Source organism: Pedobacter sp. AC212, from assembly GCF_979258625.1.
On sequence record NZ_OZ409870.1, the window covers coordinates 278,603 to 298,891 of the forward strand.

Sequence of the window (20,289 nt, forward strand, 5' to 3'; positions counted from 1 at the left end):
TAGGTGGTTTTAACCAAAGTATTCAACAAAATTATTTTCGGTTTCGTAAATTTTTACACAATGTAAAATGGCTCCGCTTTCTGCAATAGGCGCTTCCAATTGCTTCCAAATTTCGATAGCTAAATTTTCTGTAGAAGCTAGTTTTCCTTTCATAAAATCTACATCAAGATTTAAGTTTTTATGGTCAACTTTATCTACTACGTAAATATTCATTACATCCTTAAGCCACTTCAAATCAACAAGAAAACCCGTTTCTGGATTTACTTCGCCCTTAACCGTTACATATAACCAATAGTTATGACCATGCCAATTTGGGTTGGCACATTTGCCATAAACTTCGGCATTTTTATCATCATCCCAATCAGGTCTGGCAAGTTTGTGTGCCGCATTAAATGATGCTTTTCTCGTTATATAAATCATTACAATAAAATAAAAGGTCAAATATACTGATAAAGCTTTAAGCCAAAGGGCCAAAGCTTAAAGAAAGACATTTTAATGAAAAGAATGCCTTAAATTTACCTCATGAAAACTCTTGTAGTGGCCGCTACCAAAGCCGAGGTTACATTTTTTTATCAGCATTTCAATTTGCCCGAAGGGGATTTTATCGAAAGTAAAAACTTCGATTTATTGATAACGGGAGTTGGAATGGTTGCTACCGCTTTTTCTTTAGGACAGTTTCTAAATGCCAACAAATACCGTTTAGTTTTAAATGTGGGCATTGCTGGCTGTTTTGATCGGAGTGTGGAGCTGGGGAGTATTTTAAATGTAACCGAAGACATTTTCGCTGAACTTGGAGCTGAAAACGGTGATGAATTTTTAACGATTACTGATCTCGGTTTCGGCGAAAATCATTTTAAATCGAGGTATAAAAAAAATATTGACTTACCACCCGTAACCGGAATTACTGTAAACTGTGTTACTGGAAATGAAAAAAGCATTAAAAACCTTAAAAAGAGGCTTAATCCAACCACCGAAAGCATGGAGGGTGCAGCAGTTTTCTATGCCTGTAAACAAGAAAGTATTGATTGTTTGCAAGTGAGAAGTGTATCAAATTATGTAGAGCCCCGAAACAAAGACAACTGGAAAATGGGTTTAGCCGTTAAAAACTTAAATGATTGGCTTATCTCTTTTATATCAGAAATGAACTGATTATGACGGATTAGTTTTTTGCAGTAGTTAATTTTGAAAACATGAAGCTTACACTTGGTTTTTCGCCCTGCCCGAACGATACATTTATTTTTGATGCGCTAATTCACCATAAAATTGATACCGAAGGTTTAGAATTTGAAGTGACCTATGATGATGTGGAAACGCTTAACCAGAAGGCGTTGAAAGGACAGCTCGACATCACTAAATTAAGTTTTCATGCTTTTGCTTATGTAGCTAACCAATATGCTTTATTGGATGCCGGAAGCGCTTTGGGCTTTGGTGTCGGACCGCTTTTAATTAGTAAAAATCCTTTCGATGAAAAAGATTCCCGTCTTCAAATTCCAAATTCGGAGTTAAGAATTGGCATTCCTGGAAAGTACACCACTGCGAACTTCCTGCTTGGAATTGCCTATCCGCAATTGCAAAATAAGCAGGAAATGGTATTCTCTGAAATTGAATCAGCTCTGCTGGAAGACCAAATAGATTTGGGTTTGATTATCCATGAAAACAGATTTACCTATCAAGATAAAGGCTTGAATAAAATTGTTGATTTGGGTGATTATTGGGAAAAACTGACAGGCTGCGCTATTCCTTTAGGCGGCATCGTAATCAACAGAAATCTGGATAGAGAGGTTCAGCTTAAGGTCAACCGCTTGATTCGTCAATCGGTAGAATTTGCATTTGCGCACCCTAAATCGGGTATCGATTTTATCCGAGAACATGCGCAAGCTATGGATGAAGCCGTGATGTACAAACACATTGAGCTTTACGTAAACAAATACAGCATAAATTTGGGTGAAGAAGGCAGAAAAGCGGTTGATACTTTGTTTAAGTTAGCGCAAGAAAGAAATATCATTCCGCCAATTCAAGAAAATTTGTATTTGTAAACTGATCAAAGCAATACTCCAATCACTTTTTATGCTAGTATTTGGTGTCCACACCGACCATTGAAAATTGGGCAATAAAACTAAATAATCTTCTACATAGATTTCGGTTGGTGAGACACCAACCGATAGGTCAAAGCTACTTCAGCAACAAACATTTATTCTAGTGGCTGGTGTCCACACCGATCACATAAGAATATTCCAACAATCCAGCGTTTGAACGCGCTACCTAGCTCACCAACAATTTATAGCCCTTGCCATGAACGTTAATAATTTCAACGCTCGAATCTCCCCGAAGGTATTTACGTAATTTGCTCAAAAATACATCCATACTTCTTCCATTGAAGTAGTTATCGTCGTGCCAAATGCTCAATAATGCCTCTTCTCTGGTTAAAACTGTATTTTTTTTCAAGCAAAGCAACCGGAGTAACTCTGCTTCTTTGGTAGAAAGTTTTTGCTGCTGATCGCCGTTTGTAATGATTTGAGTAGTATAATCGAAAATATAACTTCCAATATTAAACTGTGTTTCAGGTGCCTCTTCTGCCCCATCGCTCTTGCTCGATATGCGTTTAAACATCGCATTAATACGCAGTAATAGTTCTTCTATACGGAAAGGTTTGGTAATATAATCATCGCCGCCTAAATCGTAAGCGGCAGATTTATCTTCAAGCATTGTTTTTGCCGTTGCAAAAATGATAGGCACTTGTGCATTCACTTTGCGAATGTCTTTACCCAAAGTAAATCCATCTTTTTTAGGCATCATCACATCCAAAATACACAGGTCGAAGTTTTGTTTATTAAAAGCCCGCAAACCTTCTTCTCCGTCTGTACAAAGCACCACATCAAATTTGCCTTTTAGCTGCAAATAATCTTGTAGTAATAAACCTAAATTTGGATCGTCCTCTACCAGAAGTATTTTTTTCATTTTCGTTATTTTATTGACATAGGTAGCACACTACCGTAAATGTTTGATTCTGTACTTGGACAACGGTTTAATTGTTAAGTTATCCGCTATAATAACTCTAGTTTAACGCATTTATACAAAGTGTCGAGCCCTGATATTTTTCTGCCGATGTTTAGCTTTGATATAAAGGTAACGATATTTCAAACTTTGTTCCTTTATCTTTTTCGCTATTCACTTTGATGCTGCCATTCACCTGTTTTATAATATCCTGAACATAATTTAAACCAAGACCAAATCCCTTAACATCATGCAAGTTACCAGTTGGCACCCGGTAAAACTGATCAAAGATTCGTTTAGATTGTTCTTTGGTCATCCCGATGCCTCTATCAGCAATTTCTATGATCAATTTATTATTGGCATTTCTGGTTGTGATTGTAATTTCCGGTGTTTCGGAGCTATACTTATTGGCGTTATCGATTAGGTTATAAAGCACATTGGATAAATGCAGTTCATCGCCAAAAACGGTAGATTTTTCGGCATCCGTGTGGATATTCAAAATCGCATTTCTTTTTTGCAATTGAAGACTCATGCTGTCCAGAACAATTACAATCAAGTCGTTCATATCCACTTCGGTATTCTCCATTTTCAGCTCCCCTTTTTCTAACCGGGCGATACTCAAAACACGTTCAATATGGCTGCCCAAACGAACGTTTTCATCATAAATAATATTAGCCAGGCGTTTCAATCGGGTTTTATCTTCAGTAACCTCTGGATCTTTTAATGCCTCGCTTGCGATCATAATGGTTGCAACCGGAGTTTTAAATTCATGCGTCATGTTATTAATGAAGTCCGTTTTCATTTCAGAAATTTTCTTCTGCTTTAAAATGGCATAAAGCGTGTAAGAAAAAATAAAAACCAACACCAGTAACAAACCCACAGATGTAGCCAGGGTAAAACTCAAATTGGCTAAAATTGCCGAATTTTTATTGGGGAAAGTGACGATTAAAGTACCAGGATCGCGAAATAAATCGTTTCCAAAAAGGGGTGTTTTATAGGTGTTTTCGGGCAAGAACTCTCCTTTGGTATTCGAGGCTTCTATAAACAAAACCGAATCTTTTTTTGCCAGCGAAACTTTATAATAAGGTTTTTGAGTAATATTATGTGTTAACAATTCAGCTTTTAAAACATCGCCCAGCGCCTCGAAGTTTATCCGTTTATAAATCGGAATATTCGATTCTTCCAGCTCTTTGGAAACATCTTCTACCAAACTCATTCTAGAATAAGGCAAAGTATCTTTGCCCAAAGCAGCAATTTTTACTTCCAGTTTTTTCCTGGCAATTTCATCCTCACGTTTAAATTTTTTCTCCAGTTCATCAGAAACCTTTGGTACACTTACGGTAAGTGGCTTGGCATTTATAGGATCATAAACCAAATAACGTAAAGTATCTGGCAAACTTTGCAAACTTTTAAATTCGAAGGTCTTGGGTGCTGGAGCATAGGGCTTAGTTCGCATGCTATAGCCCTTTAAAATTAAGCTTCGCATATCCACAAAAGCGTCCATCTGTAAATCAAGGCTCTTTCCATTCAGAGATGATAAGGAAACGAAGTCGCGTTCAGATATTACATTTGGCGCCCGAAAAGATGCCCTAATAATGCTATCCTGTTGATTTAGATAATTTTCGATTAAATTTTCACGTTCGGCAAATCTTAATTCCGATTCCTGAACATATTGCTGTCTTAAATCTTTAATATCCAGCGCTCTTTGGCGAGCGTCCTGAATACGCTTTAATTTGTTTTCAGCATCTTTCCGAGTAATGTGGTTGGCAACATTTAGTCGTTCTACCTTTTTAACTACAGTAGCTAAAGTTTGGTTAACCTGTTCGTCAAACAGTTGAGATTTTAAGTTATAGGCTTCTTTGATGTAATACAACTGCATCACAAAAACGCCGAGCAAAGCCAACGTCATCAGCACCGTAATAAACCAAAAACTCCTTTTTTTCATTGATGTGATTTTGTGCCGAGTTATTTTCAGGCACCCCAATATAACCTAAACCAGAAGCAAAAATACTGAATAGCTAAGTTAACAGCATGTTTTTAACATAATTTAACATGGCTTATCTGATTGTAAATGAAGATTTAAGCAGAGGTGGGGACAAAAAAAATGCCGAGACAAAAGCCTCGGCATGGTTCAAAATTGTTTGCTTAAAAAGATTCTTTATTTAGAAAGGCAAATCATCATCTTCACCTGGTGTATTGCTCACATCAACCGGAGCTGCATAAGCTGGAGTAGCTGCTGCCGGAGCGCCTGCTGCAATCGCATTGATTCTCCAAATCACCAAACTATTAAAATATGATGTTTTTCCTGTTTTATCTGTCCAAGGGCGGCCACGTAAATTAAAGAAAACCTCAACCTCATCACCCGCTTTAAATGTATCTAATAATGCAGTTTTATCTTGTAAAGCCTCAAAACGGATATATTCTGGGTATGTTGGATTTTCTGCGTATTCTACTATTAAATCACGTTTTTTAAACGTTTCACTTACCTGCTGCGTTGCACCTACTTCGTGTACTTTTCCTTTAATTTCCATAACTAATACTAATATTGTACCTTAAAGAATCAAATCTCTATAATTTTATTGATAACTTCGCATATATTATGATGCAAGTTTTCCACAATAAAAGCAAGGTAATTATTACCTGCAATAAGCGCCTTTCTCCGTATTTACAAGATGAAGTTACGGCGCTTGGTTATAAAATAGAAAGAGCCTTTCCAACTGGTGTTGAGCTAAATATCACCCTTACAGAGTGTATCAAGCTAAATTTAAACTTGCGTTGCGCCAGTCAGATTTTATATGCAATTAAAAGTTTTAAGGCCATTACTCCTGATGACCTTTACAACGAAATTAAGAATATTGAATGGGAAGAATTAATCGATTTTGCAGGATATTTTTCCGTAACCTCCAATGTAGATAATCCAAATATCACTACACCATTATTTGCGAATTTAAAAGTTAAAGATGCGATTGTCGATCGCATGAAAGAGAAAAAAGGCATCCGTCCTAACTCTGGCTCTGATGCCAATAAAGCAGTTGTGCATTTGTACTGGAAAGATGCTGATGCCGACGTTTTTATGGATACCTCCGGAGAAACTTTAGCCAAACATGGTTACCGTAAAATTCCGGGGAAAGCGCCAATGCTTGAAGCCCTGGCTGCTGGAGCAATTTACGCCACTAAATGGGATCGAAAATCACCTTTCATTAACCCGATGTGTGGTTCAGGAACACTGGCTATCGAAGCTGCATTAATTGCAACAAACCGTGCTCCCGGCTTATACCGGATGAATTATGGCTTTATGCACATTTTAGGCTATGATGAACAGGAATTTTTCGCCGAAAGAAGAATTTTGAAAGATCAGGTCATTAAAAATATAGATTTAAAAATTGTTGCTTCTGATATTTCGGAAGATGCCGTTGAGGTTACCCGTAGAAACGCCCAGACAGCCGGTGTTGATACTTTAATCGAATTTGAAGTTTGCGATTTCGAGCTTACTCCAGTGCCAGAAGGCGGACAAGGCGTGGTGGTTTTCAACCCTGAATATGGCGAACGTTTGGGCGTTCACAGCAAATTGGAATTAACCTATAAACGCATGGGCGATTTTATGAAAACCAAATGCAAAGGTTATTCAGGATATATTTTCACTGGAAATCCAGATTTAGCTAAAAAAATCGGATTAAAAGCTTCTCGGAAAATCGAATTCTATAATGGAAAATTAGACTGTAGAATGCTTGAATATGAGTTGTATGATGGATCTCGCAGAGCACCCTTAATTCAGACTGAAGAAGCAAATTAATTCAATATTTATTGGAGCCTGGTAAGCTGTTGGTTAATTGCCAGGTTCCTCTGCCATCCCTTCTATTTACATTAATAAACAAAAGATTTATCCCAAAGACTGGTGTAAATTCTGCAGCGTTTCATTAATCCTACATCTCCTCCCTTAAATTTAACGTTTGATTTTGCAATGGTATAATTCCCTCATGCCTTCCGTTACTTGAGATTTTCGCCGACGGTTTTATTAGCCTTGGGCGATATCAATAGACAATCACAGCCTAATAATAACATTCTTCCTCATCAAGCCAACCATCAACGGCAAACCGGAATTCCTTAAACTTTTAGGTTACTGGCTTGTTAGTACATAGTTATGTTTCTCGGTGCTTGCATGATTTGAAGAAGAATAATTCCTATAAAATCTAAGCCGTTCAGAATTTCGTAAATAATTCAAACATTAAAAAATTATCCCTTTTTTATGGAAGATGTATTAGCTTTAAAGACAAAGAATGTTGCCGGGAATATCAGAAAAATTAGAGAATACAGAGATTATACTCAGGATTATTTGGCAGCAAAATTAAAAATTTCTCAAAACGCCTACAGTAAAATTGAGTTAGGTTATAGTAAATTGACTGTTGATCGTTTATTTCAGATCTCTACAATTCTAGAAGTTGAGGTAACTCACTTACTTACTTTAAATCACAATGATTTAATAAAAATTATTGCTGAAGATGAAAGCAGAACAGCAGCGGTAAGTTAAAAACTTCCGCTGTTGAAATCATTTCTGCCCGCCTGCATAAATTTCCAATATCTTTGAGAAAAATTCTTTTTATGCATTCATCCATTCAAAAAACAATCGATTTTGTAAAGAAAACATTAGCTAATGCCGAAGCTGGGCACGATTGGTTTCATATAGAGCGGGTTTATAAAACTGCTCAAAACATCAACAAAAAAGAAAATGGCGATGAGTTAGTTGTAGCTTTTGCAGCACTCCTTCACGATATTGCAGATCCAAAATTTAACAATGGTGATGAAACGCTGGGACCAAAAATGGCTGCAGCATTTCTGCAATCCATTCATGTCGAACAGGCTATTATTGATCATGTAAAATTGATTATTGAAAATATGTCTTTCAAAAATAGCTTTGACCAAAATGCATTTACATCTAAAGAAATGCAAATAGTTCAAGATGCTGATAGATTAGATGCAATTGGAGCCATTGGAATTGCAAGAGCATTTACTTATGGAGGTTTTAAAAATCGCGTGCTTTATGATCCTTCTATCAAACCTGAACAACATTTATCAAAAGAAACCTATAAAAATACAACTGCTCCTACCATTAATCATTTTTACGAGAAACTACTGATGTTAAAAGATTTGATGAATACCGCAGCAGGAAAAACTATTGCAGAGGAACGCCACCAGTTTATGCTACTTTACTTAAAGCATTTTTACAGCGAGTGGGAAGGCAACTAGCCTTTTGATTTAAATACCGTCAAATTACTCATATTTCGGTATTGGATAGAAAGACATTCTGCGATAACTTAGTAAAAGTATATGTAATGAATGTCTTTCAGCTTCAATATCATAAGAGCAGCGTGCTCGTCACTACACTTGCTGGCGTACCCACAATCGGTGCCCTATTAATGTTTATCATGCTCTACCATTTGCCAATTAACACCTCTTTTTGGCTTATTTCTATGCTGATCACCACTTTCTTATTAATCATGATTTTTGTTCTACGATGGGTAATAAAAACACAGATTTTTGTTCCATGTACCGTAAGTATAGAGCAAGAGCAGATGAAGCTGGAGATTACTGAAAACAACTTATTCTATAACAAAAGAAATTTTTCAGCGCCATGGGAAAACATTTTATCCATCGAAGAAAAGTTTAGTATTCAGCATGGAAATTACTCTTATACTGTAATTTTTACTGCCCCCTACTTTAAAGCAAATTTTAGTATGAAAGAGAATTATGAAGATGAGGCGGAGAACTTTTTCAGCCTATTGCGTTCTTATCAGGAGAATAAAAAAATCTCCAACATTCATCAGCAAAAGCAAATTACCAAAAATTTTCACGATCGCTTGGCTAGCAATTAATATTCTCTAGAAGAGTAAGTTTTTACTAATATTTTTAGTTTTTAAAGCTATATTTGTTAGTAAAACATTTCCTATGTCATTCGATCGTATTCGTGAAAAATTAAATATTCTTGCTGATGCTGCTAAATATGATGTGTCTTGTTCATCTAGTGGTGGCACCAGAAAAAACAATAATAAAGGACTAGGTGATAGTCATTCGTCAGGCATATGCCATACCTATACGGAAGACGGCCGGTGCGTTTCGTTACTTAAAATTTTGTTAACCAATCATTGCATTTACGATTGTCTTTTTTGTGTATCGCGGAAAAGTAACGATGTAAAACGTGCTGCATTTACTGTAGATGAAGTAGTCGAACTAACCATGAATTTTTACCGCCGCAATTATATAGAAGGCCTGTTTTTAAGTTCAGGGATTTTCAAAAATGCAGATTTTACCATGGAACGATTGCTTTTGGTTTGCAAGAAACTCCGGCTAGAACAAAATTACAATGGTTATATTCATTTGAAAACTATTCCCGGTGCGAGCGATGAACTCATTAAAGAAGCAGGTTTATATGCAGATCGGATGAGTATAAACCTTGAAATGCCGACTGAAGCAGGTTTAAAACTTTTAGCGCCAGAGAAAAGCCATGCCGATGTGATTAAGCCTTTGGATTTTGTACAGAAAAACATTGCTCAATTTTCCGCCGATAAAAAGTTAATCAAGCATGTTCCAAAATTTGTTCCGGCAGGACAAAGTACTCAAATGGTAATTGGAGCAACGCCAGAAAGCGACAAAGACATTATGTATACCGCCAATACATTTTATAAAAATTTTTCGCTAAAAAGGGTTTATTATTCTGGCTATGTACCCATTAGTGATGATACACGAATGCCTGTACTTGGCACTCAACCTCCACTTTTAAGAGAAAACAGGCTGTATCAGACTGATTGGCTGATGCGATTTTATGGTTTCAAAGTACAGGAAATTCTAAGTGACGCTAATCCAAATTTGGATATTGATATTGACCCAAAACTTAGCTGGGCGATCAGAAACATGCAGCATTTTCCAGTTGACATCAACAAGGCGGACTATAAAATGATTTTGCGCATCCCCGGCATCGGTGTTATGTCGGCTCAGAAAATAGTACAAGCAAGGAAGTTTGGAAAATTGAGGATTGACCAGCTTAAAAAGATGGGCGTGGCCTATAACCGAGCGAAGCATTTTATCACCTGTGTGGATACGCCTTATCAAATAAAAGACTATCAGGGCACACAAATTAAAGCGTTTATCTTAGCTGAAAGTCAGAGCAAATACTTAAAAACCGATAGCAATCAATTGATTTTATTTTAATGATTTACGTTTTCGATGGATCCTTGCCCGGACTTTTAACTGCTGTTTTTGAATGGTTTGAACGAAAACCAGGCTTCGTTTCGTTAAAATCAATGGAGATTTTCCAGCCGGAAGCTTTTACAGAAGTAATGGTTATAGATACCAATGCCGAGAAAGCAGATCGCGTTTGGGCTGGACTTCAGAAAAAGATAAAAAAAACCTGGTTGCGTAATTTCTATTGCAGCTATTTATCAGAAATTCCTGAGGCCTATCAACACCTGTTTCAATTCATAATTTATATATTTCAAAATCCGGTTGGTGCGGAAACGAATTATGGTAACGAGCATGTAATGGCACTATCTAAATATGCCAAAAGCGTAGAACGGGAGAAGCATAGAATGGAAGCTTTTATTCGCTTTCAAAAAACTGGCGATGGTATGTTTTACGCCTCTATTGATCCAGACTTTAATGTGCTTCCACTCATTAATAACCATTTTAAAAATAGATATGCCGATCAGCAATGGATTATTTACGATCTAAAAAGAAAATATGGCCTTCATTATGACTTAAACACAGTTGAAGAAATCACAATCGATTTTACAACAGAAGCAAATAAGAAAAACCCACCGGCCATATTGATGGATGAAAAGGAGGAGCTTTACTCCCTTCTTTGGAAAGATTACTTTAAAAGCGCCAATATTGTAGCCCGAAAAAACACAAAACTTCATGTTAAACATGTACCGAAAAGATATTGGAAATATTTAACTGAAAAGCAATTGGGTTAAAAATATTTCATTAATTTGGTAAGAAAAAGCTGAAATGTCTTTAAGGTACGTCCTGATTCTTTTACTCTCACTTCCCATAAGTAGTTCCATTGCTCAAATCACAGGCAAATATGTTTATTCGGCTGGAGTAGATGCCGGAAGCAGAACACTAACATTCAAGGGTTCAAATTTTTCCGATCAATCTACAGGGCATGTGAGCGACGAATATGGTCAAGGAAGCTTCTCGTTAAAAAACAATGAATTATACTTAAATTATCATTCCTTGAATGATAGGGATTCATCAGCTTATAAAATCTCTGCTCAAAATGACCCCTCTAATTTAACACGGCTCTACGTTCAAATATTTGATAACAAAACACCTGTTAATGGTGCTTTGGTGGCCATGAGAGATAAAAACTTCGAAATATTATTTTCTGTTACGACATTAGTAAATGGAACTGCAGCGCTAACGATCAGAAAACTGTTAGACATACACTACATTACGTTTGATTTCATTGGATTTAATTCCGTTACCATTCCATTTGATCGGCTTAAAAATAAAGCGAACGAAATATTTGTTGATTTCAAGCCTCAAAAAACAATGATAATGCCGAAAAAAAAGATATATACAAGGTTTTAAAGTCAGACTCAAACACACTAATCCTATCCGACTCAAACGGAACCACACTATTATTTGAAAGCACAAAATAGATGGTTCAAAAATAGCTTGTTAACATTCCTTTAACATAAAAAGCTTTAAATTGCACCATGAAATTAAGTGTGCTGGTTTTAATTACTGCGCTTGCAGTTGCGCTTTCCATCGGGATGGTTAACTTCTATTTTGAGCGCAGCTGGTATTATTTCGGAATATCTTTCGGCGTTTCATTTCTCTCCAGCTTTCTGGTTTTTTACTATTTACTGGAGAAATACATTTACAACAAAATCAAACTCATTTATAAACTCATTCATAACTTAAAACTGGGTAAAGATTTAAAAGATGCGCTTGGCGAATATGTAAGCTCCGATCCAATTAACGATGTAGAACAGGAAGTTAAGGAATGGGCAGGGGCTAAAAAAAGGGAAATTGATTTACTTAAAAAGCAGGAACAATTTCGCCGCGAATTTTTATCAAACGTTTCTCACGAATTTAAGACGCCACTTTTTGCCATCCAGGGATACATCGAAACGCTGCAAGACTGCATCGTAGACGATCCCGACATGGCCGTTAAATTCCTGAAAAAAGCTGAAAATAATGTGGAACGTTTGAGTTACCTCATTAATGATTTAGATGCCATTTCCAAGCTCGAAACTGGTGAGTCACCTATAAATTATCAAAAATTTGATTTTGTTACCCTGGCGAAGGAGGTAATGGAAAATCTGGATGACCGGGCCAAAGCCAAACATATTAAACTGTTTTTCAAAGATAAATATACTGCGGCTACCTTAGTGAATGCTGATCGGGAGAAAATCAGGCAGGTGCTCATCAATCTCATTGTAAACAGCATTAAATATGGCGTAGAAAACGGGGAAACAGCCATTAAAATATTTGAACTGCATGATCAGTTTTTGATCGAAGTCACCGATAACGGCATCGGAATAGAAGAAAAACACCTCCTTCGTCTGTTTGAGCGTTTTTATAGAATCGACACCCATAGGGCTAGAGAAGTTGGAGGAACAGGTTTAGGCCTGGCCATTGTAAAACACATTCTGGAAGCCCATCAGCAAACCATTTCGGTAAGAAGCACGCCAGGAATAGGAACTACTTTTGCTTTCACGCTTCAAAAAATTGGCTAAGAATTGAGGCCGATATTATTAAACACTAAGCTCGAATCACCATTTCCAATTCTTTTGTAAACATTCAAACTAAACGTGCCAATTTGTCACTTTTAAATATATTTGTGTATTTTTGCAATCCCCAAAATCTTTTTAAAGAATGATCGATTTACAAATACCAGATAAAACGCATGACGAAGCACGACAAGGAGAAGCACTAATTTTAGATGTTCCTGTAAAAGCCGACGCACGCAAATTATACATTGAAAGCTATGGTTGTGCCATGAACTTCGCCGATAGCGAAATTGTTGCTTCCATTCTTTCAGAAACCGGATTTGAAACCACTGGCGATTATCATCAAGCTGACGTTATTTTTATAAATACATGTTCTATTCGTGAAAACGCAGAAACCAGAGTTAGAAATCGTCTTTCGCAGTTTGGGGTAGAAAAACGCCGCAATCCAAAATTAATTGTTGGTGTTTTAGGCTGCATGGCCGAGCGTTTAAAATCTAAATTTTTAGAAGAGGAGCGTTTGGTAGATGTAGTGGTTGGGCCAGATGCTTACCGTGATTTGCCGAATTTAATTGAGCAGGTAGAAAGTGGCCACAAAGCTGTTAATGTACTTTTATCTCGTGAGGAAACTTATGCAGATATTAGTCCGGTGCGCCTGAACAGCAACGGAATAACCGCCTTTATTTCCATTACCCGGGGCTGTAACAATATGTGTTCGTTTTGCGTTGTGCCTTTTACCCGTGGCCGAGAACGTAGCCGCGATGCACACTCCATTATCGAAGAAGCAAAATCATTATTTGAGGCTGGCTATCGCGAGGTAACACTTCTAGGTCAAAACGTAGATTCTTACACCTGGACTTCAGAGGATGGGACTGAAACGGTAAACTTTGCTCAACTTTTAGAACAAACTGCTCTGGTAAATCCTGACTTAAGGGTTCGGTTTTCTACTTCTCACCCAAAAGATATTACCGACGAAGTACTATATACTATTGCCAAATACGACAACATTTGCAATTACATCCACTTGCCTGTTCAATCGGGCAATACACGTGTGTTAGAATTGATGAATAGAACCTACACCCGCGAATGGTACATTAATCGTATTGATGCGATTAAAAAAATTATTCCAGGTTGTGCAATTTCAACTGATATCATTGCGGGTTTCTGTACAGAAACAGAGGAAGAGCATCAGCAAACATTAAGCATGATGGATTACGTGGAGTATGACTTTGCATACAACTTTACCTACTCGGAACGACCAGGAACTTTAGCTGCCCGTAAGCTAGCAGACGATATTCCGGAAGAAGTAAAAAAACGCAGGTTAGCAGAAATTTTAGCCAAACAGCAGGCACACTCATTAATGCGTTTACAGGCATGGGTGGGAAAAACGATCCGGGTTTTGATCGAAGGAACTTCTAAGAAATCTGACCTAGATTACTGCGGACGTGGCGATAGCGGTGCAATGGCTATTTTTCCAGCTATTGAAGGTGTAAAATCTGGGCAATATGCAAACGTTTATATCGAAAGATGTACTTCAGCTACGCTGATTGGAAGAATTGTTTAATAGAATAAGGATAAAGGAACAAAGACGATGTCTAACTACTTTATACTAACTACTAAGTACTAAATGGATACACAAAATATTAAACAACGATTTGGCATTATAGGTAATTCGCCTTTGCTTAATCGTGCTATAGATATTGCAAGCCAGGTGGCGCCAACAGATATGTCGGTATTAATTACGGGCGAAAGTGGAAGCGGTAAAGAGGTTTTTTCGCAGATTATCCATCAAATGAGCGCCCGCAAACATGGTGCATTCATTGCTGTAAACTGTGGTGCCATTCCCGAAGGCACTATTGATTCAGAACTTTTTGGCCATGAAAAGGGATCGTTTACAGGAGCACATGAGGCCCGCAAAGGTTATTTCGAAGTAGCCAATGGCGGAACCATTTTTCTGGATGAAGTTGCTGAATTGCCACTGGGTACTCAAGCCCGCTTATTAAGAATTTTAGAGAGTGGCGAATACCTGCGTGTAGGTTCATCGAAAGTACAAAAAACTGATGTTCGAATTATTGCCGCCACCAACGTTGATGTTTACAATCGTGTAAAAAACGGCAAATTCCGTGAGGATTTGTACTACCGTTTAAACACTGTGCCTTTGCGTATTCCTGCGCTGCAAGAGCGTAAAGAAGATATTTATCTTTTATTTAGAAAGTTCGCTGCCGATTTTAGTGATAAATACCGCAGTCCGGCGTTACATTTAGAGCCTGATGCTGTACAGATTTTAACCAATTACAGTTGGCCAGGAAATGTTCGCCAGCTGAAAAATATTGCAGAGCAAATTTGCGTTTTAGAGAAGGACAGAAATGTAACCGGACAAGCCATTTTAAACTATATCCCAAATGAGGCCGGAAGCAATTTACCAATGGCGATCAATTCTCAATCGAAAGAAGATTTTACAGAAAGAGATATTCTGTACAAAGTGCTTTTCGATATGAAAAAAGATATGGTAGAACTTAAAAAATTAGTGGCCGAAATTATTCAGCATGGTGGCAATACGGCAACCGTTTTAGCTGATAATCCTCAGTACATCAACCAACTTTATAGAGATGTGGAGCTTCCATCGGGACAGGAACATGGCTTTACCATCCAGCAACCTACTCAAAGTAATAACAACAACGGCAGCAACAACAATAATAACGGCGATTATTTTGCCCACGAAGCGGAGGAAGTTGAAGAATCCTTATCCCTGGTTGATAAAGAATCTGATTTGATCAAGAAAGCGTTGAAGAAACATAAAGGCAAGCGCAAGTTCGCCGCCCAGGAGTTAGGCATATCAGAGAGAACCTTATACAGAAAAATTAAAGAGTTGAACTTATAAAAAGCTTGCAACAACCTAAATCTTCAATTTAATGAAAATCAAAATATTTGCCATCCTTCTCATTGCTGCTTTAAGCTCTTGCACCTACAAGTTTAGTGGAGCGTCAACCGAAGGTTTAAAAACGGTTATTGTGCGTACTTTCGAAAATAATGCGCCACTTGTTGTTCCAAATCTAAATAATCAGCTTACTGAAGCGCTAAAAACAAGAATCAGGAACCAAACAAACCTGAGTGTTTCTACTACTGAAGCTGATGCTGTTTTTGAAGGACGAATTACAGGTTACGATATTAAGCCGGTTGCATTGCAATCGAGTTCTACACCTACTGCAGGCGCTAACCGATTAACCGTAACGGTATCTGTCAAATATGTAAATAACGTAGCTGGAAAAGAAAAAGAAAGTTTTGAGGAAAGCTTTACTAAATTTTTCGATTTTCCTTTAAATGGGGCTTCCATTCAGGCGGCATTGCCAAATGCGCTTGATCAGATTAACAAACAATTGACCGAAGATATTTTTAACAGGGCTTTTGCGCAGTGGTAAATATCCAATTACACAATACAATCTTTTCTTAAAAACCGCTTACATTTTTTAACTTAGCGACAAACCTCAACAATGGATAACAAACAACTACTGGCAGATTTACTTGCTCAACCTGGAAAGGTTGGGTTAGCGCATGTGCCAATGTTGAAAGAAATGGCAGCACAGTTTCCCTATGCACAGCCCGTCCACTTGTTACTGGCGAAGGCAGAGGCATCGTTTGTCCCTAAAGCGGCTCTGTATACTAAAGGGCACACCTTATTTCATATATTAAACATAGTACCAATTACCGAAGCGGAAGAAGAGACCATTGGGAAAGAAATTGTTGAAGAAGAATTAATTTCTGAAGAGATTAAAGATGAAAATACAGCAGCAACTGAGATTGCTCCACCTTCGGAAATAGAAACGCCGAAAAATTTACCAGGAATAGATAGCCATTTACTAGACTTGCCTGCAGATGAAAACAACTTTATTGAAAGCGTAGCTGCAACTGATTTCTTTGCTTTTGAACAAAAACTAAGTACTGATGTTGTTCCAGAGCCGCCACAAATCGAAACTGTCACTCCTGATGAACCGGAAATTCACCGTGTTTCTAAGTACGATGATGACCAACTTCCTTATACGTTTCTATGGTGGTTGGCCAAAACAAGAAAAGAGCACGAACAGATATTTCAGCCTTATGCGCAACCTCGGCCAGGTTTAGCTCAAAAACAGCAACAAACTAATCAGCAGCAGGAAAGAGCAGAATTTCAGCAGCAATATGTAGAGCACATCTTTCACATTCAAACTCCTTTCGAAGTAGCAGATCATTTAGCTGAATACCCTACTCCAGAAGTTAAAGATGCCAAAGGCGCTGAAATTATTGAGAAATTTTTGAAGGAAGATCCTACAATTAAACCGCCTAAGCCAGAACAAATCGATAACGAAAATAAGGCAAAAAAGAGCGCAGAAGATCAATACGACCTTGTTTCGGAAACTTTGGCGAAAATTTATATTGAGCAAATGCTTTATCACAAAGCCATAGATACTTATAAAAAATTAAGTTTGAAATATCCAGAAAAAAGCCGTTACTTTGCCGACCTTATCCAATCTATAGAAAAGAAATTTTAAAATATAATATTACCATGGTAACCTTTTTAATCATTTTATTAATTGTTGTGTGTATAGCTTTAGGCTTATTTGTATTGATACAAAACCCTAAAGGTGGTGGTTTAGCAACAGGCGGTGGCACAAGCAACATGTTTGGCGTTCAACGTACGGGCGATGTTTTAGAAAAAGGATCGTGGGTTTTATTAGCTGCCATTGTGATTTTAACCTTAGGCATTACTACGATTACTAAAAATGGCGGTGGTGCTACAGCTGTAGGAAACTCTGCTATTCAAGAGCGTTTGGATAAAACACCTGCTCCATCTCCACTTGGTGGATCATTAAACAACACTGCTCCGGCAAAACCAGCTACTACTGATACGACTAAAAAATAGTTTAGACTATAAAAATTTCAAAAAGCTTTCCTCAAAAGGGAAAGCTTTTTTTTGTCTTGTATTTATATTTGGATTGGAACTAAAGGAGGCATATGCCTTAGCATGGAGTGGCGTTCCTGATTCTATAGCATATAAATCTGCTATTGGCACTACATTATAAAAAATGAATAATGGAAATTTCATAACGAAAGATGAAATTGATAATTTGGCATTGCCATATAAGGATAGTGGAGATAAACCAGAGTTCAAAAAGGGTATACCAATCTGTAATTAATATGAAAATAGATTTTAAATATTTTTTATTGTTGATTTTTAATCATGTTGCAATAGCTGTTTTTGCTCAAAAAATTAATGCTGTGCCTCAGGTGGACATTACGCCAATGCATAAATATTTACAAAAAAATGCAGATAGCACCATTCTTTTTGAAAGGATGAACTACCGCATTAATAGACCCGAATATTTTATAATAAGTAAGGTAGGAGATACAATATCTATTTATCAATATCAGCAGCTTAAAGAAATAGATAAAAGAATTTTGTTACCTAAGGCAATTGGATATAGACTTTATAAAAGAAATAGATTAGATTACTTGAACGCACCAGCAGATGTTAATATTTATTTTAATCCCCTTTATTTAAATAGGGATAGTAGTAAAACTTTTTGGCAGTCTTTGTTAAAGCAACAACCTTGGCAGATTAATGATGATTCAATTGATGGTGAAGGTTGTCCGAACGCTAAAGATGGACATGATAGAAATGTTTACGATGGAGGAGGTATTAGTTTATATTTAATAACAAAAAGTACTATAAAATGCTTGTGTTTTTACGCACCTCGATTTTATGAAGAAGAGGTTTGTCCAGGTAGAAAAGGGCGTAAGACTATAATTGAGATTGAAAAATTATTTAAAACCTATTTCTCAAATGAGTGGTAATTAAATGTATTTATTTACCAGTACCACAACAGTTTGTAATGGTGGTGATGGAGGAACTACCCCCATGCCCACCTCCCAGTTATAATTCCTGCCCTAAAACTATCCCGATGGTAAATTTTCACGGTGTGAGAGAAGAAAGATTGGCTGATGCTGCTATTAGGCACGACATTGGATTTGCCACCCTTGCTGCTAGCGCAACGTATGCGCCAAATACCCTACTATTGCGAAGATAATTGACGGATTATATGAAAAGGTAAAGAATCACCCTAAACTAATGGCGACTTTAAAAAATACTCAAACTTATCCGAACAAGAAATTTTGAATAATTTGAAAGCTGGAAATGGACCAGGTATTGTTGTTAAAGACCTTTTAGCGGCAAGTGGGCAGTACGACAAAAATTTAAATGTTATTACACTAGATTCAGACCTTGCAAATGACCCAAATTTACTTAGACTAGGGCAAGCTTCTGCGTTTAAATTCTATCTAACCGCAATAATACTTCACGAATTCGTCCATTTTGGTAATGGTTTAACAAGTAAACACCCTAATGATTCATAATGGAAATGATGCTGGGTTTCAATTTGAGTTAAGTATTATGGCGGAAAGGTTCAATTCGATAATCAATTCCAATTTCATATGGTTTAAAAGATTAAGTGATCCTGATTAATAAATATTTTTTAAAAGCTATTTATATGAATAGATTAATCTACTGTGTTTTGCTTATCAAAATAGTATCTTGCCTGAGGAACAAAGAAACTGACACCACTAAAAATTCACAAACTAAGGAGTTTATCAACTTTTTTATAAAGGATGTATTAAAAAAGGATACAATTATTTTGATGGACAAGGAGATTAAAATCAGCGCTTAATCAAGTTGCCTGATTGAACATGTAAAAAACGAAACAAAAGCTAAATTTTCGATGGAAAATCTATTGAATGATACTACAATAATATGGTCGAAAACGATAATTCCAAATTCTATTATCATTTCAGAAGATGTGAGCCCAATCAATAAGAAAGTAAAATGGCCTAACTTTAAATAACAAATCGGAAAAGACTTTTTCATACTGTCAAGACCAATTTTTAGTGCCGATAACAATTACGTATTTATTTATTCAGCTTATTATTGCGGCGATAGATGTGGAAATGAAAGTCAAACTTTATAAAAGGCAAGCTAATGGACGGCTATTAGTTCAAACATATTGTGAACTGAAAGCTAACAAAAAGACTAAGTTTAAGTAAATACTAGGTAAACAATATGAAATCATTTTATTGGTTTATAGCATATATTTTCCTTTTTTGTTCATGTAACAAGGAAAATAAAGTTTTGAAGGATAGTGAGGTAAAATTGATTATCAGGTCAGCTTTATCAAATAAAAAATTTTATTCTCTACTACAGTCAACGACTATCGATAGTTTCAATCTAAGAGTTAATAGCACAATTAAGGATTGATACATATTAAAAAGATTGTTGTTTTTATAAATTTCAACAAAAACCGCTTGAGCAGTGAAAAAGTTATTTTGGCCCATTTAGATTCTGTTGTATCCAGAGAAAGAATTCTTAAATTAATATGTGGCAATTTTGAGCCGCCAAGCAGCAAGATTTATGGCGAATTTAAAATAACATTTTCAAATAATAGATGGATCGTAACACCCTTGGATATTGGAATAAATGTTTATCGATAATTCCTTTATACGATATATAATAATTTAATTGGTAGCTTGAATTTATTAC

Annotated in this window: 22 protein-coding genes; 18 read left to right on the forward strand and 4 right to left on the reverse strand. The window is 36.6% G+C overall.

Annotated elements, in window-relative coordinates; all coding sequences use genetic code 11:
- Positions 1 to 9: 9 nt before the first annotated feature.
- On the reverse strand, positions 10 to 420 hold the full coding sequence (locus ACZZZC_RS01155) for a 6-pyruvoyl trahydropterin synthase family protein (RefSeq protein ID WP_056850898.1): 411 nt from the start codon (positions 418 to 420) through the stop codon (positions 10 to 12).
- A gap of 102 nt (positions 421 to 522) precedes the next feature.
- On the opposite strand from ACZZZC_RS01155, the gene mqnB reads away from it, so the two are divergent.
- On the forward strand, positions 523 to 1,149 hold the full coding sequence (gene mqnB / locus ACZZZC_RS01160; protein WP_463484458.1) for a futalosine hydrolase: 627 nt from the start codon (positions 523 to 525) through the stop codon (positions 1,147 to 1,149).
- A 41-nt stretch (positions 1,150 to 1,190) separates the two neighbouring features.
- Positions 1,191 to 2,036, forward strand: a complete 846-nt coding sequence (locus tag ACZZZC_RS01165) for a menaquinone biosynthesis family protein (RefSeq protein ID WP_463484459.1) — start codon at positions 1,191 to 1,193, stop codon at positions 2,034 to 2,036.
- A gap of 226 nt (positions 2,037 to 2,262) precedes the next feature.
- On the opposite strand, the gene ACZZZC_RS01170 is transcribed toward ACZZZC_RS01165, so the two are convergent.
- From ACZZZC_RS01170 to ACZZZC_RS01180, 3 genes are all read right to left on the reverse strand, one after another.
- The gene (locus ACZZZC_RS01170; protein ID WP_056850719.1) at positions 2,263 to 2,958 is read right to left on the reverse strand and encodes a response regulator transcription factor; all 696 of its coding nucleotides are present in this window, start codon (positions 2,956 to 2,958) and stop codon (positions 2,263 to 2,265) included.
- Positions 2,959 to 3,109: 151 nt separating this feature from the next.
- Positions 3,110 to 4,939 (reverse strand): sensor histidine kinase, encoded by a 1,830-nt coding sequence (locus ACZZZC_RS01175; RefSeq protein WP_463484460.1) that lies wholly within the window; start codon positions 4,937 to 4,939, stop codon positions 3,110 to 3,112.
- Positions 4,940 to 5,156: 217 nt separating this feature from the next.
- Positions 5,157 to 5,525 carry a DUF3127 domain-containing protein gene (locus ACZZZC_RS01180; RefSeq protein ID WP_116168680.1) on the reverse strand — a complete coding sequence of 123 codons (369 nt, stop codon included), beginning with the start codon at positions 5,523 to 5,525 and terminating at the stop codon, positions 5,157 to 5,159.
- Positions 5,526 to 5,596: 71 nt separating this feature from the next.
- Between ACZZZC_RS01180 and ACZZZC_RS01185 the strand changes: the two genes are divergently transcribed.
- The 16 genes from ACZZZC_RS01185 (at position 5,597) to ACZZZC_RS01260 (ending at position 19,112) form a co-directional block, all read left to right on the forward strand.
- A complete protein-coding gene (locus ACZZZC_RS01185; RefSeq protein ID WP_463486289.1) occupies positions 5,597 to 6,787 on the forward strand; it encodes a THUMP domain-containing class I SAM-dependent RNA methyltransferase in 1,191 nt (396 codons plus the stop codon).
- Between the two features lie 453 nt (positions 6,788 to 7,240).
- Positions 7,241 to 7,522: a helix-turn-helix domain-containing protein gene (locus ACZZZC_RS01190; protein ID WP_056850714.1), complete on the forward strand. Its 282-nt coding sequence runs from the start codon at positions 7,241 to 7,243 to the stop codon at positions 7,520 to 7,522.
- Between the two features lie 71 nt (positions 7,523 to 7,593).
- Entirely contained in the window at positions 7,594 to 8,238 is a 645-nt protein-coding gene (locus ACZZZC_RS01195; protein WP_463484461.1) for an HD domain-containing protein, read from the forward strand.
- A gap of 86 nt (positions 8,239 to 8,324) precedes the next feature.
- Entirely contained in the window at positions 8,325 to 8,864 is a 540-nt protein-coding gene (locus tag ACZZZC_RS01200) for a hypothetical protein (RefSeq protein ID WP_463484462.1), read from the forward strand.
- Positions 8,865 to 8,937: 73 nt separating this feature from the next.
- A complete protein-coding gene (locus ACZZZC_RS01205) occupies positions 8,938 to 10,197 on the forward strand; it encodes a putative DNA modification/repair radical SAM protein (protein WP_463486414.1) in 1,260 nt (419 codons plus the stop codon).
- Positions 10,197 to 10,961: a TIGR03915 family putative DNA repair protein gene (locus ACZZZC_RS01210; RefSeq protein ID WP_463486415.1), complete on the forward strand. Its 765-nt coding sequence runs from the start codon at positions 10,197 to 10,199 to the stop codon at positions 10,959 to 10,961. The genes ACZZZC_RS01205 and ACZZZC_RS01210 overlap by 1 nt, the downstream gene beginning before the upstream one ends.
- 34 nt (positions 10,962 to 10,995) lie before the next feature.
- Complete coding sequence (locus ACZZZC_RS01215; RefSeq protein ID WP_463486416.1) at positions 10,996 to 11,580, forward strand: hypothetical protein; 585 nt, start codon at positions 10,996 to 10,998, stop codon at positions 11,578 to 11,580.
- A 128-nt stretch (positions 11,581 to 11,708) separates the two neighbouring features.
- Entirely contained in the window at positions 11,709 to 12,734 is a 1,026-nt protein-coding gene (locus tag ACZZZC_RS01220) for a sensor histidine kinase (protein ID WP_463486417.1), read from the forward strand.
- A 139-nt stretch (positions 12,735 to 12,873) separates the two neighbouring features.
- Positions 12,874 to 14,289: a tRNA (N6-isopentenyl adenosine(37)-C2)-methylthiotransferase MiaB gene (miaB, locus tag ACZZZC_RS01225; protein WP_463486418.1), complete on the forward strand. Its 1,416-nt coding sequence runs from the start codon at positions 12,874 to 12,876 to the stop codon at positions 14,287 to 14,289.
- A gap of 63 nt (positions 14,290 to 14,352) precedes the next feature.
- Entirely contained in the window at positions 14,353 to 15,606 is a 1,254-nt protein-coding gene (locus tag ACZZZC_RS01230) for a sigma 54-interacting transcriptional regulator (RefSeq protein ID WP_463486419.1), read from the forward strand.
- Between the two features lie 31 nt (positions 15,607 to 15,637).
- Complete coding sequence (locus tag ACZZZC_RS01235) at positions 15,638 to 16,144, forward strand: LptE family protein (protein WP_463484467.1); 507 nt, start codon at positions 15,638 to 15,640, stop codon at positions 16,142 to 16,144.
- A gap of 72 nt (positions 16,145 to 16,216) precedes the next feature.
- The gene (locus tag ACZZZC_RS01240; RefSeq protein WP_463486420.1) at positions 16,217 to 17,251 is read left to right on the forward strand and encodes a hypothetical protein; all 1,035 of its coding nucleotides are present in this window, start codon (positions 16,217 to 16,219) and stop codon (positions 17,249 to 17,251) included.
- Positions 17,252 to 17,265: 14 nt separating this feature from the next.
- Positions 17,266 to 17,622, forward strand: a complete 357-nt coding sequence (secG, locus tag ACZZZC_RS01245) for a preprotein translocase subunit SecG (RefSeq protein ID WP_265797288.1) — start codon at positions 17,266 to 17,268, stop codon at positions 17,620 to 17,622.
- A gap of 275 nt (positions 17,623 to 17,897) precedes the next feature.
- A complete protein-coding gene (locus ACZZZC_RS01250) occupies positions 17,898 to 18,554 on the forward strand; it encodes a hypothetical protein (protein WP_463484469.1) in 657 nt (218 codons plus the stop codon).
- Between the two features lie 107 nt (positions 18,555 to 18,661).
- Complete coding sequence (locus tag ACZZZC_RS01255; protein ID WP_463484470.1) at positions 18,662 to 18,787, forward strand: hypothetical protein; 126 nt, start codon at positions 18,662 to 18,664, stop codon at positions 18,785 to 18,787.
- A gap of 85 nt (positions 18,788 to 18,872) precedes the next feature.
- Entirely contained in the window at positions 18,873 to 19,112 is a 240-nt protein-coding gene (locus ACZZZC_RS01260) for a hypothetical protein (RefSeq protein ID WP_463486421.1), read from the forward strand.
- Positions 19,113 to 20,289 lie beyond the last annotated feature (1,177 nt).